Source organism: Streptomyces sp. NPDC059564 (genome assembly GCF_042735575.1).
In the GTDB taxonomy this organism is placed as follows: domain Bacteria; phylum Actinomycetota; class Actinomycetes; order Streptomycetales; family Streptomycetaceae; genus Streptomyces.
On sequence record NZ_JBHWBP010000083.1, the window covers coordinates 14,731 to 27,039 of the forward strand.

Below are 12,309 nucleotides of genomic sequence, written 5' to 3' on the forward strand. Positions count from 1 at the left end.
GCAGGGGGGACAGGGCGGGGGAGAGAAGGTATCGCGTCCACGATGCCTCTACGCGCGTAGCACTGTCGAAAGTGAAAACTTGCGGCCAACTGGCCACAAGTTCGCACGGACTGGTGGCGAAGACGCGGTTCGGGGTCCGGGAGCGGGTTGACCGCTTCCGGACCCCGAAGACCGCGACTAGGCGTCAGACAAGGGCCTTACGGCGCGGTCTTGACGTTGATCTTCTTCGCGATGATCTCGGCCTTGGCCTTCTCCACCGCGGCGGTGATGTCGGCCATCGACTTGTACTGCGGGTTGGAGTCGGCCAGGCCGACGCCGTTCTTGTCCAGGCCGTAACGGACCTCGCCGGACTCCGGCTTGCCGTCCTTGACCGACTTGATCAGGTCGTAGACCGCGAGGGAGACGTCCTTGGTGACGGAGGTCAGGATGCGGTCCTTGTACTTCGCCAGACCGGGCTGGTTGTACTGGTCGGAGTCGACACCGATGGCCCACTTGCCCGCGCTGGAGGCGGCCTCGATGGCGCCCGAGCCCGCGAGACCGGCGGCGGCGTAGATCACGTCGGCGCCGCCGTCGAGCTGGCCCTTGGCGGTGGCCTTGCCGAGGTCGGGCTTGGCGAAGCCCGAGAAGTCCGGCGGCTGGGTCAGGTAGGCCGACAGCACCTTGGCGTTCGGGTTGGTGTCCTTGACGCCCTGCTCGAAGCCCGCCTGGAACTTCTTGATCAGCGGAACCTCGACGCCGCCGATGAAGCCGACCGTGCCGGTCTTGGACGCCTTGGCGGCGGCGACGCCGGCCAGGTAGGAGCCCTGCTCCTCGTTGAAGACCAGGTTGGCGATGTTCGCGCCGGTCTTCGAGGTGTCGTCGATGATGCCGAACGTGGTGTTCGGGAACTTCTTCGCGACCTTCTCGATGGCCGGGGCGTAGGAGAAGCCGACGCCGATGACCGGGTTGTTGCCCTTGCGCGCCAGCTCGGTGAGGCGCTGGACCTTGTCGGCCTCGCTCTCCCCCTCGGTGGGCTCCGCCTCGGCGGTCGTGACCTTGAGGTCCTTCGCGGCCTTCTCCAGGCCCGCGTAGGCGGCGTCGTTGAACGACTGGTCGCCGCGGCCACCGACGTCGTAGGCGATTGCGGCGCCGGCGCTCTTCGTCTCCGAGGACGAGGAGGACGACGACGAGGCGTCCGAGGACTTCTTTCCGCCACAGGCGGTGGCCGAGAGGGCCAGCGCCGCGGACGCGATGCCCACGGTGGCGATCCTGGTGATCCGGCGCAAGGGGAGGCTCCTTCAAAACCTGACCGAAGCGCCACGACCGGCGCTGGTTTAGCGGCGATCGTAACGCGCGTAGATGTCAGTTAAAGGCCCGTTCATGAGTCGTTATCGGATCGTCGCGAACCGGACAGTGACCGATCGGTAACTGTACCGGTGTCCAGCCCTTGTGTACCAAGGGCTGGACAGCCGAACCAGCGGACCGGCGGTTCCGGTACGGACTTTGCCCCGGCCTTGCCGCCCGGCGCTCTAGCGGACCGCTCCCCCGCGGCGGCCGTCGAGCAGGGCCGCCGCCGTGAAGAACTCCACGCCGACGCCGATCGCGCTCTCGTCCACGTCGAAGTCGCCCCGGTGCAGGTCCCGCTTGGCGGTGTCGCCGGGCCGCCGGACGCCCAGGCGGGCCATGGCTCCGGGGACGTGCTCCAGGTACCAGGAGAAGTCCTCCCCGCCCAGGCTCTGCTCGGTGTCCTCGACCGAGGCGGCCCCGCGGCGGGCGCCCATCGCCTCGCGGAGCAGTTCGGTGACCACCGGGTCGTTGACCACCGGCGGGACCCCGCGCACGTGGTTGATCTCGAACTTGGCCCCGTGCATCGTGGCGACCTCGTCGATCGCCGCGTGGATCATGTCGGGGGCCTCGTACCAGGCGTTCAGGTCGAGGCACCGCACGGTGCCGGACAGCTCCGCGTGCATCGGGATGACGTTGCAGGCGTGCCCCGCCTCGATCCGGCCCCAGGTGACGGACATGCCCGAGCGGGCGTCCATCCGCCGGGTCAGCAGGGCCGGGACGTCCACGGCGACCCGGGCGGCGGCCGTCACCAGGTCGGTGGTCAGGTGCGGGCGGGCGGTGTGGCCGCCGGAGCCGGAGAGGCTGACCTCCAGGCGGTCGCAGGCCGAGGTGATCGCTCCGGGCCGCAGCCCGATCCGGCCCGCGTCGACGCGGGGGTCGCAGTGCACCGCGATGATCCGGCCGACGCCGTCCAGCACCCCGGACTCGATGGCGTCGCTCGCCCCGCCCGGGAGCACCTCCTCGGCGGGCTGGAACAGCAGCCGCACCGGGCGGGGCAGCAGCCCCTGGCGGTCGAGGTCGGCGAGCACCAGGCCCGCCCCGAGGACGACGGCCGTGTGCACGTCGTGGCCGCAGGCGTGGGCGCGGTCCGGAACGGTGGAGCGGTACGCGACGTGCGTCTTGGCGTCCGGGATCGGCAGGGCGTCGATGTCCGCGCGCAGGGCCAGCATCGGCCGTTCCCGGTCCCAGGTCCCGACGTCACAGATCAGCCCGGTGCCGGACTTCAGCACGCGTGGGCGCAGGCCGGCCTTTTCCAGCCGGGCCTTGATCGCCGCCGTCGTGCGGAACTCCTGGTGTCCTAGCTCGGGATGCATGTGCAAGTCCCGTCGGAAGGCGATCAGTTCGGCACGCAGGTGGTCCGGAAGCTTGCCGGGCAGCTCGGGCCGGTCGGGCGTGCCGGGCAGGGCGGTCTGGGACTCGCGGGACATCAACTGGTTCACCCGTTGAAGGGTAGGCGCACGGATGGCTCAACTGGCCGGAGATCACCAAAAGTTCATGCCGTTAGGGGAAAGAAACCCGGCCTCTGGACGCATGACCGTATGCGGCCGGGGGTACACTCGCCCGCTCATCCGGCCGCGGGAGCCGCCTGAGCGGGGAGTCTGCGCACATCGCGGGCGGTGTCGGTGACGCCCGCGAGGAAACTGCGGGCCCGGGGCGAGGCCGCGGCGGTGAGCCAGGCCGGGTCGATATCGCATACGGCGACGGTCACGCCGGTTCCGGTCAGCGCGTAGGGCAGCGTGTGGACGACCGTGGACGGAAAGCTGACGATCGTACGTCCGACCGGTCCGCGCCGGGCGATCAGCTCCAGCGGCAGGTCCGGACGTACGATCTCCAGCCCGGTCGCCTCGCTCAGCGCGCGCAGCTTCTCCGGGGACTCCCGGCGGTGCGCGAAGTAGCGGGTCACTCCGTGCTCCCGGGTCAGGGCGCGGACCGCGTCCAGGTAGCGGGCCGGATCCACCACCCCGGTCTCCACCAGGGAGGTGCCGACCAGGTCGGTGCCCTTGGTGATCCGCGGCGGGCCGAAGCGGGAGCGGGTCCAGGCGAAGTCGTTGACGCGCAGCTCCATCCCGGGCAGCGGGGCGACCGGCATCGAGGTGAAGACCTCCATGACCCGCCCGCCGCGCGGCGTCAGCCGCCGCCGGGCCGTCCCCGACACCGGGGCGTACACGAGCTCGCGCACCCGGGACAGGGCCCCGCCGCCGGTGCGGTGCCAGCGGCGCAGCCGCTCCCCGCGCCCGAGCTGCGCCATGAACTCCATGGTGGCGGTGCCGTCGTCCACGACGACCAGCTCGGCGGCCCGGGCCGGGACCAGCAGCAGCTGCACGAGGCGGGAGAACGGGTCGCCGACCACGATCCGCTCGGCCCGGCGCACGGCCGCACCGAGCGCGGCCAGCGCTCCCAGCGGGCTGCCGGAGCCGCCCCGGGCCTCCTGCCAGTGGACGCTGTGGCCCTCGTCGCGGGCGATGCCCGCGACCCGGCGCAGCTGTCCGCGGGACATCGGGTCGGTGGGCGGCAGGACGATGATGTGCGGCCGTCCGGCCTCCGGCCCGGCCTGCCCGAACGGCCCGTCCTGCGGCCTGCGGCCGGCGAGGGGGCCGGGCTGGCTCGGGACGGCGGGCAGCAGCGGTCCGCGCCCGTGGGGGGCGCGGGCCGGAGCGCCGGCCTGGGCGTGGGCCCACTCCAGCACGTTGAGCAGCTGGACCGGGCTCTCGACGAGGGCCAGGGTGGGGGCGGGAGAGTTCACCACGTGTCTCCGCTCTCGGAGGAGGAGGGGTGGGGCCGGGATCAGACCGCTGCCGGGGCCTGGCCCTGGACGCGGCGGAGCTTCTTCATGGGGCCGAGCTCGGACTCGTAGACCCGCTTGACGCCGTCGCCGAGGGCGGTCTCGATGGTGCGGATGTCGCGCACGAGGCGGGCGAGGCCGCCGGGTTCGACGGAGGCGGCCTGGTCGGAGCCCCACATCGCGCGGTCGAGGGTGATGTGGCGCTCGACGAAGGTGGCGCCGAGGGCGACCGCGGCGAGGGTGGTCTGCAGGCCCGTCTCGTGGCCGGAGTAGCCGATCGGGACGTTCGGGTACTCCTCCTGGAGCGTGTTGATGACGCGCAGGTTGAGCTCCTCGGCCTTGGCCGGGTACGTCGAAGTGGCGTGGCAGAGCAGGATGTTGTCGCTGCCGAGCACCTCGACGGCGTGCCGGATCTGCTTCGGGGTGGACATGCCGGTCGACAGGACGACGGTGCGGCCGGTGGCGCGCAGGGCCCGCAGGAGTTCGTCGTCGGTCAGCGAGGCGGAGGCCACCTTGTGGGCGGGGAGGTCGAACTTCTCCAGGAAGGCGACGGCCTCGGTGTCCCACGGGGAGGCGAACCAGGCGATGCCGCGGCGCGCGCAGTGTTCGTCGATGGCCAGGTAGTCGGCCTCGCCGAACTCGACGCGGTGGCGGTAGTCGATGTAGGTCATCCGGCCCCAGGGGGTGTCGCGCTCGATGTCCCACTGGTCGCGCGGGGTGCAGATCTCCGGGGTGCGCTTCTGGAACTTGACGGCGTCGCAGCCCGCGTCGGCGGCGGCGTCGATGAGCGCGAACGCGGTGCCGAGGTCGCCGTTGTGGTTGATGCCGATCTCGCCGACGACGTAGACCGGCTGTCCGGGGCCGGCGGTCCGGGAACCGAAGGTGCGCAGGCGGGAGTTGGCGGTGACGTCGGTCATGGCGGGGCGTTTCCTTCGTTCGGTGGGGGTGGTGGCGGGGGGTGCGGGGTGGGCCTGGGCCGGGTCGAAGAGGGGGGCGAGGAGGCGGGCGCGGGCCAGGTCGTGGGGGTCGTCGACCTCCAGGACCCGCGCCGGGTCGGCCGGTACGGGCAGGGTCCGGCCGAAGAACCGGTGCCGGGCGGTGCGGAAGCCCGCGGCGTCCATGGCGTAGGCGGCGCCGGTCTCCAGGAGTTCGGCGGGACGGTCCTGGCGGCGGGGGCGGTACGACGCCTCGTGGTTGACCCCCGCTCCGGAGCCGTCGGCCCCGGTGCGCCAGAGGAAACCGTGGAAGGGGGCCGCGGTCAGGGCGCTGTCGGCGGCGCCCGAGGCCACGGCGGCGGCAACCGACTCGACGTCCGAGGAGGTCAGGAAGGGGCTGGTGCACTGGACCAGGAGGACCACGTCCACGGTGAGGGAGTGCAGTTCCTCGAAGGAGTCCAGGGCGTGCAGCAGGGCGGCCTCGCTGCTCGCGGTGTCCCCGGAGAGGGCCGCGGGCCGGGTGATCACATCGGCTCCGGCGGCCCGGGCGGCCGCCGCGACGGCCGGGGAGTCGGTGGAGACCACCACGTCGGTGACGGTGGCCGCGCCGAGGCAGGCCCCGACCGCGCGGGCGACGAGCGGGATCCCGCCGACGGGTGCGGTGTTCTTGCCGGGCACGCCCTTGGAACCGCCGCGGGCCGGGATCACCGCGAGGACCCTGCGGGGCGGCGCCGAGGAGCTCTGCCCGTCGGCGGGGCCGGTGCCGTGGGGGGTCACAGCTCGCCCAGCCTGCGGATCAGCGGGGCCACGCGCTGGACCCCGTGCCGGTAGGTCCCCCGGGCGGCCTCGCGCAGGTGGGCGCGGAGCCAGCGGCGGGCCGCCGACGCCCCGGCGTCCCGGCGCACGGCCCCGGGCAGCGGGGTTCCGTCGGGGGCGAGGTGGTGGCGGGCCAGGATGCCGGGGAGGTATCCGGGGGCGGTGGCGAGCGTGTAGTACGGGGCCACGGGCTCCAGCCGGTCCGGCCCGAGCAGCCGCGCGACCCGGTCCCGCGCGGCGGCGTACGGATCGGCCGTGCCGGGGGCGACGCCCTGGGCGGCGGTCCAGGCCGGGTCGCCGGCCGGCAGCAGGCCCTCGTCGAGCTGGTCCCAGGACGCCAGGCAGCCGGAGCCGAGGAAGTGGTGGTTGCCGAGCGCCTCGCGGATGCCGAGGTCGGTCAGGACGGCGGTCGGGATGCCCCGGTGCAGGGATTCCAGGGCGGCGGTGGAGGAGACGGTGACCAGCAGGTCGGCGGCGTCCAGTACCTCGCCCATGTTCCCGTACACCAGGCGGCAGTTGGGCGGGAGTCCGCCGGGGAGCCGCTCGGCCAGGCGCTGGTAGGGGTGTTCCTCCAGGTGCGTGGTGTGCTCGCCCGGCCGGCTGCGGAGCTTGACGAGCACCTCGCGGCCCGGGTGCAGGCGGGCGTGCCGGGCGGCCCGCTCCAGCAGGTAGGCGCGGTCGGCGCGGCTCTCCGGGACGGAGGGCTGCACCGCGAAGACGACCCGTCGGGCCCGGTCGCCGGCGCTTTCGTAGGCCGCGCCGTCCAGGAAGGGCAGGGCGGTCTCGACGACGGCCTCCGGGTCGGCGCCCGCGCCCTCGTAGACGGCGCGGAAGCGGGCGGCGTCGTGCCGGGAGTTGGCGAGGACCAGGTCGGCGCCGTGCCGCAGCAGGAGCCCGTCGGCGAGTTTCTCGTAGACGACGCCGACGTAGCCGGTGACGAGGACGGGGCGGGCGGCCGCGGCCGGGCCGGGCCACAGGGCGCGCACGCCGTGCAGGACGGCCTGGACGGCGCCTCCGACGAGGGCGAGGACGACCACGTCGTAGTGCTGCCGGCCGAGTTCGGCCAGGAACTCGGCGCAGGTCACCTCCACCGGTCCGCGGTCGGCGGCGACGCCGGCCTCGCCGAGCTGGCGCGCGGTCGGGGTGGCCCGGCCGCGGAGCACGTACCCGGCGGGTTCCGGGGCGTCGGGGGCGAGCCTGCGGGCGGTGAGGGCGCCCCATTTCCAGCGTGTGTCGGAATCGGCGAGTACGGCGATGCGAAGATCGGCCCGGCTGCTGCTGAGTGGCACTGGCACCCGGCAGAAGCTATTCCGCATTTCCGGTGTTCGGCCCAACGAGCGCACAACGGCGGGTTAACAACCCGTCGACGAAATGCGAAAGCGTCCGGGTTAACGTGCCCGCCCCGCGTCGTTCACATGGAATCCGCATCCGGGCCATGGTGAATGCCGGGCCGCGTCCTAAAGTCTCGCGGGTGCTCAAGCTCTCTGTTGTCGTGCCGTTCTACAACGTGCAGACATACGCACCGGATGCCCTGAAGGCCCTCGAACTCAACGCACGTGACGATTTCGAGTTCCTGCTCGTCGACGACGTCTCCACGGACGGGACGCCCGAGCTGCTGGAACGCGCGGCGGCCGGCGGCGTGCCCGGGGCGGTGCACCTCAGACACGACCGCAACGGCGGGCTGGCGACGGCCCGCAACACCGGACTGGACGCGGCGCGCGGCGAGTACATCGCCTTCCTCGACGGCGACGACTGGCTCGCGCCCGGCCACCTGGCCCGCACGCTGGCCGCCATCGAGGCCCTGAACTGCGATTTCGTGCGGACCGACCACGTACAGGTGACGGGTCGGGCGCGGACCGTGCAGCGGGTGCCGTACGGGCCGCAGGGGGTGGTGGGCGATCCGCGGGCCGGGATCCTGCCCGCCTCGCGGGCCACGGCGGTCGACTATCCGTACGCCTGGGCCGGGATGTACCACCGGCGGCTGCTGGACCGGGGGCTGCTGCACTTCACGGACGGGCTGCGGACGGCGGAGGACCGGCCGTGGATCTGGCGGCTGCACCGGGAGGCGCGGTCCTTCGCGGCGGTCGGGGAGGCCGGGATCTTCTACCGGCGGGGCATTTCCACCTCGTTGACGCAGATCGGGGACGAGCGGCAGCTCGATTTCATCCGCGCATTTGATCAAGTTCTGTCGGATACGGCCACCGACCGGGAATCCGAACTCCTGCTCCCCAAGGCCGTCCGAACATATTGCGCAATTATCGCGCACCATATCGGCTCCATCGAAAGGTTCGAACCGGCCGTGGCGAAAAAACTCCGTCTGATGAGCGCGGAAGCCCTGGGACGCATGCCGCGGCCGCTGCTGGAACAGGCACTCGGTTCGATGGACGCCGAGCGCTCGGCGCTGCTGCGCAGGCTGCGCCGCCGCACCCCGTCGGCGGCGACGGCGGGAGCGACGGCCGGGGCGACTGCCGGGGCCACGGCCGGACCGGCCGGGGACCCGGGGGCCGCCGCGTGAACGGCCAACGCGTCACCCAGCTCTTCCTCGCCTCCACCCTCTACGGGACGGCCACCCTCGCCGCCGCCCTCGACGCGGACGCCTTCCCCGCGGCCGGCCGCCGGATCCTGCTGACCAGCAACCACTCCCCCACCCCCGAGATCACCCCGGGCATCGAGGCCATGCCGGGCTTCGCCGCCCTGCGCACCCGCTTCGACGAGGTCCTCGACTGGAACGCGGTCCTCGCCCCGCAGCACCCGAGCACCTGGGCCCCGCGCCCGGACGACGTCCCGCTGTGGGAGCGGCAGCTGCGCACCCTGTGGGGGCTCGGCGAGGACCGGGTCGAGCTGGTGGTGGAGTCCCTGCAGGTGCCGCCCGCGCAGAGCCTGTGCCAGCTGTTCCCGGGCGCCGCGATCGACGTCTACGCCGACGGCCTGATGTCGTACGGACCCACCCGCTTCCGCCTCGACCCGCAGATCGGCATGCGGGTGCGGCGGGTGCTCCACCTGGACCTGGTGCCGGGGCTGGAGCCCCTGCTGCTGACGGAGTTCGGGGTGCCGGCGGAGCTGGTCCCGGCGCCCGCCTTCGTCAAGGTCCTGGCGGAACTGGCCGGGCTCCCGGACGACAGCGGCTACGAGCCCGCCGAGGCCCCGGCCCTCCTCCTCGGCCAGTACCTCTCGGCACTGGAGCTTATGACCCCGGCGGAGGAGGAGGAACTGCACGTCGCGATGGTGCGCGGGGCCTTCGAGCGGGGCCACCGGGAGCTGGTCTTCAAACCGCACCCCTCCGCCCCGGCCGCGTACTCGCGCAGCGCCGAGGCGGAGGCCGTCCGGCTCGGGGCACGGCTGACGGTGCTGGACGCGCCGGTGCTCGCCGAGACCCTGTACGAGCGGCTGCGCCCGGCGCTGGTCGCGGGCTGCTTCTCGACCGGGCTGCTGACGGCCCGGGCGCTGTACGGGATCCCGGTCGCGCGCACCGGGACCGGCCCGATACTGGCCCGCCTGACCCCGTACCAGAACAGCAACCGGATCCCGCTGACGCTGGTGGACGCCCTCGTCCCGGAACTCGCGCCGGGGGAGGGCTCGGAGGACGACGGAAACGACGGGGACGGGGAGGCCCCCGCCGACCTGGCCGGCCTGGTCACCGCCGTCGGCTTCACCATGCAGCCGAGGATCCTCGCCGACCGGCGGGGGCGGGCCGAGGCCTACCTGACCCGGCACCTGACCGACCGGACCTGGCGCTACTTCAAGCGCCGCCGCCTCACCGTGCTGGGCCTGCCGGGCGGCATCCCCGCCCAGCTGTCGTTCCTGCCCCGCAGCCCGGCGGTGCGCCGGGCCGTGCACCGGCTGCGCAGACGGCTGGGCCGGGTCAGCTGACGGCGAGCTTCGCGGCGAAGCCCAGGAAGATCACGCCCGCCGCCGAGGTGGCCCCTGCCGCGAGCCGCTTGCGGCGGCGGAAGGCGGCCGAGAGGCGGGTCCCGGTGAAGATCAGGGTGGACAGGTAGAGGAAGCTCACCAGCTGGGAGACCGTCCCCAGCAGCAGGAACGACAGCGCGGGGTACCGGTACTGCGGGTCCACGAACTGCACGAAGAAGGACAGCAGGAAGAGGATCGCCTTCGGGTTGAGCAGGCTCACCACCAGCGCCCGCCGGAACGGCCGCTCGGCCGGGCCGGTGGGCTCCACCGCGGCCGGGGCCTCCGCGTCGCGGGCACGGCGGTCGCGCCACATGGCCAGCGCCCCGCGCATCATGCCCACGGCCAGCCACCCCAGGTATCCGGCGCCGAGCACCTTGACCACGGTGAACAGCACCGGGCTCGCCTGGAGCAGCGCGCCCGCGCCGACCGCGGCCAGCACCATCAGCACCGTGTCCCCGGTGAACACCCCGGAGGCGGCCTTGTAGCCCTCCTTGACCCCGCGCCGGGAGGCGACGGAGAGCACGTAGAGGGAGTTCGGCCCCGGCAGCAGGACGATGAGGACCACGGCCGCGAGATAAGTAGGAAGATCTGTCACACCCAGCATGGCAGGAGTGTCCCATAGGGACACACCTGTCGCGCCAGCGAGTTTCACCAGCTGGAACCGGACGGTTCGTACGTCCCCCAGACCTCCCGCAGCGCCCCGCAGACCTCCCCCACCGTGGCCCGCGCCCGCAGGGCCTCCTTCATCGGGTACAGGACGTTGTCCCGCTCGGTGGCGGCCGCCCGGCGCAGCCCGGCCAGCGCCTCCCGCACCGCCCGGCCGTCCCGCCCGGCCCGCAGCCGTTCCAGGGCCGCGCACTGGCGGGCCTCGATCCGCGGGTCGACCACCAGCGGCTCGTACGGCTCCTCCCGGTCCAGCGCGAAGCGGTTGACGCCGACGACCACCCGCTCCCCCGCCTCCTGCTCCCGGGCGATCCGGTAGGCACTGGCCTCGATCTCCGCCTTCTGGAAGCCCGCCTCGATCGCCGCGACCGCCCCGCCGAGCTCCTCGACCCGCCGCATCAGGGCGAGCGCGGCCGCCTCCACCTCGTCCGTCATCCGCTCCACCGCGTACGAACCGGCGAAGGGGTCGGCGGTGTGCGGGACGTCCGTCTCGTACGCGAGCACCTGCTGGGTGCGCAGCGCGAGGCGGGCCGCCTTCTCCGTGGGCAGGGCGATGGCCTCGTCGAAGGAGTTGGTGTGCAGCGACTGCGTCCCGCCGAGCACGGCGGCCAGCGCCTGCACGGCCACCCGTACGAGGTTCAGCTCGGGCTGCTGCGCCGTCAGCTGGACGCCCGCGGTCTGGGTGTGGAAGCGCAGCATCAGCGACTTGGGCTCCCGCGCCCCGAACTCCTCGCGCATCAGCCGGGCCCAGATCCGCCGGGCGGCCCGGAACTTGGCGACCTCCTCCAGCAGCGTGGTGCGGGCCACGAAGAAGAAGGACAGCCGGGGCGCGAACTCGTTGACCTCCATCCCGGCCGCCAGCGCGGTACGGACGTAGGCGACCGCGTCGGCGAGGGTGAAGGCGATCTCCTGCGCGGGCGAGGCACCGGCCTCGGCCATGTGGTAGCCGGAGACGGAGATGGTGTTCCACTTCGGCAGCTCCGCGCGGCAGTAGCGGAAGGTGTCGGCGGTCAGCCGCAGGGAGGGCCCGGGCGGGAAGATGTACGTCCCGCGCGCGATGTACTCCTTCAGGATGTCGTTCTGTACGGTGCCCGTCAGCCGCCCGCCCCCGATGCCCTGTTCCTCGGCGACGAGCTGGTACATGAGCAGCAGCAGGGCGGCCGGGGCGTTGATCGTCATCGAGGTGGAGACCCGGTCGAGGGGGATCCCCTCGAACAGCGTCCGCACGTCCTCGACGGAGTCGACGGCGACCCCGACCTTGCCGACCTCCCCGCGCGCGAGCGGGGCGTCGGAGTCGTGCCCCATCTGCGTGGGCAGGTCGAAGGCCACGGACAGCCCGGTCCCGCCCCCCTCGATGAGCTGCCGGTACCGGGCGTTGGACTCGGCGGCCGTGCCGAACCCGGCGTACTGGCGCATCGTCCAGGGGCGTCCGGTGTACATGGTCGGGTGGATCCCCCGCGTGTACGGGTACTCCCCCGGCCCACCGAGACTGACCGCCGGGTCCCAGCCCGCCAGGTCCTCGGGCCCGTAGACCGGCTTGATGGGGATCCCGCTCTCGGTGTGCGGCGTGGGACGGACCATGACGCGAAACCCTCCGTGTCCGTGCGGCCGGCCGCTCCCGGGCTGGTACAACCGTGCCCGCGAAGGCCGCTGGTCACAATGGGGCAACATCCGGCGAACCTTCGCAACTGTCCGCGCCCGCGAGGCATCACCTAGATACACGACGTTGAAATCGGGGGGACCGCGATGCACCGCCAGAGAGTCATGATCCGTACGTTCGGCCTGGCCGCGGCCGTCGCACTCGTTGCGACCGGCTGCGGCCCCCAGAAGCCGGGGGCCGCTCCGGCGGCTCCGTCCAGTCCGGTGGCGGGCAGTTCG

General features: G+C 73.0%; 9 protein-coding genes and 1 pseudogene. 2 read left to right on the top strand and 8 right to left on the bottom strand.

Annotation, left to right across the window (positions count from 1 at the left end; genetic code table 11):
* Positions 1-197: 197 nt before the first annotated feature.
* From ACFV0Q_RS16855 to ACFV0Q_RS16880, 6 genes and pseudogenes are all read right to left on the bottom strand, one after another.
* The gene (locus tag ACFV0Q_RS16855; RefSeq protein ID WP_385005938.1) at positions 198-1,265 is read right to left on the bottom strand and encodes a BMP family protein; all 1,068 of its coding nucleotides are present in this window, start codon (positions 1,263-1,265) and stop codon (positions 198-200) included.
* 243 nt (positions 1,266-1,508) lie between these two features.
* Positions 1,509-2,753, bottom strand: coding sequence for an amidohydrolase (locus ACFV0Q_RS16860; protein ID WP_385005951.1), 1,245 nt, complete (start codon positions 2,751-2,753; stop codon positions 1,509-1,511).
* A gap of 137 nt (positions 2,754-2,890) precedes the next feature.
* A complete protein-coding gene (locus ACFV0Q_RS16865) occupies positions 2,891-4,069 on the bottom strand; it encodes a hypothetical protein (protein WP_385005940.1) in 1,179 nt (392 codons plus the stop codon).
* Between the two features lie 41 nt (positions 4,070-4,110).
* Positions 4,111-5,025, bottom strand: a complete 915-nt coding sequence (locus tag ACFV0Q_RS16870) for an N-acetylneuraminate synthase family protein (RefSeq protein WP_385005953.1) — start codon at positions 5,023-5,025, stop codon at positions 4,111-4,113.
* A 351-nt stretch (positions 5,026-5,376) separates the two neighbouring features.
* Positions 5,377-5,820, bottom strand: a pseudogene (locus ACFV0Q_RS16875) (cytidylyltransferase domain-containing protein); the annotation flags it as partial.
* The gene (locus ACFV0Q_RS16880) at positions 5,817-7,175 is read right to left on the bottom strand and encodes a DUF6716 putative glycosyltransferase (protein ID WP_385005942.1); all 1,359 of its coding nucleotides are present in this window, start codon (positions 7,173-7,175) and stop codon (positions 5,817-5,819) included. The gene ACFV0Q_RS16880 and the pseudogene ACFV0Q_RS16875, both read right to left, overlap by 4 nt.
* Positions 7,176-7,330: 155 nt before the next feature.
* Here ACFV0Q_RS16880 and ACFV0Q_RS16885 point away from each other — a divergent pair, with 155 nt between their 5' ends.
* Together ACFV0Q_RS16885 and ACFV0Q_RS16890 are read left to right on the top strand one after the other, a co-directional pair.
* Positions 7,331-8,374: a glycosyltransferase family 2 protein gene (locus ACFV0Q_RS16885; RefSeq protein WP_385005944.1), complete on the top strand. Its 1,044-nt coding sequence runs from the start codon at positions 7,331-7,333 to the stop codon at positions 8,372-8,374.
* The gene (locus ACFV0Q_RS16890) at positions 8,371-9,729 is read left to right on the top strand and encodes a polysialyltransferase family glycosyltransferase (protein ID WP_385005946.1); all 1,359 of its coding nucleotides are present in this window, start codon (positions 8,371-8,373) and stop codon (positions 9,727-9,729) included. The genes ACFV0Q_RS16885 and ACFV0Q_RS16890 overlap by 4 nt, the downstream gene beginning before the upstream one ends.
* Here the strand turns inward: ACFV0Q_RS16890 and leuE are convergent.
* Together leuE and ACFV0Q_RS16900 are read right to left on the bottom strand one after the other, a co-directional pair.
* Entirely contained in the window at positions 9,722-10,372 is a 651-nt protein-coding gene (gene leuE, locus ACFV0Q_RS16895; protein ID WP_385005948.1) for a leucine efflux protein LeuE, read from the bottom strand. The two genes, ACFV0Q_RS16890 and leuE, sit on opposite strands and share 8 nt — an antisense overlap.
* Before the next feature lie 44 nt (positions 10,373-10,416).
* On the bottom strand, positions 10,417-12,012 hold the full coding sequence (locus ACFV0Q_RS16900; protein ID WP_385005949.1) for a methylmalonyl-CoA mutase: 1,596 nt from the start codon (positions 12,010-12,012) through the stop codon (positions 10,417-10,419).
* Between the last annotated feature and the right edge of the window lie 297 nt (positions 12,013-12,309).

Bases quoted from the DNA above. Each gene is read 5' to 3' on its own strand.
- ACFV0Q_RS16860 (WP_385005951.1), bottom strand. From the start codon at position 2,753: ATGTCCCGCGAGTCCCAGACCGCCCTGCCCGGCACGCCCGACCGGCCC.
- ACFV0Q_RS16870 (WP_385005953.1), bottom strand. From the start codon at position 5,025: ATGACCGACGTCACCGCCAACTCCCGCCTGCGCACCTTCGGTTCCCGG.
- ACFV0Q_RS16880 (WP_385005942.1), bottom strand. From the start codon at position 7,175: ATGCGGAATAGCTTCTGCCGGGTGCCAGTGCCACTCAGCAGCAGCCGG.
- leuE (WP_385005948.1), bottom strand. From the start codon at position 10,372: ATGCTGGGTGTGACAGATCTTCCTACTTATCTCGCGGCCGTGGTCCTC.
- ACFV0Q_RS16900 (WP_385005949.1), bottom strand. From the start codon at position 12,012: ATGGTCCGTCCCACGCCGCACACCGAGAGCGGGATCCCCATCAAGCCG.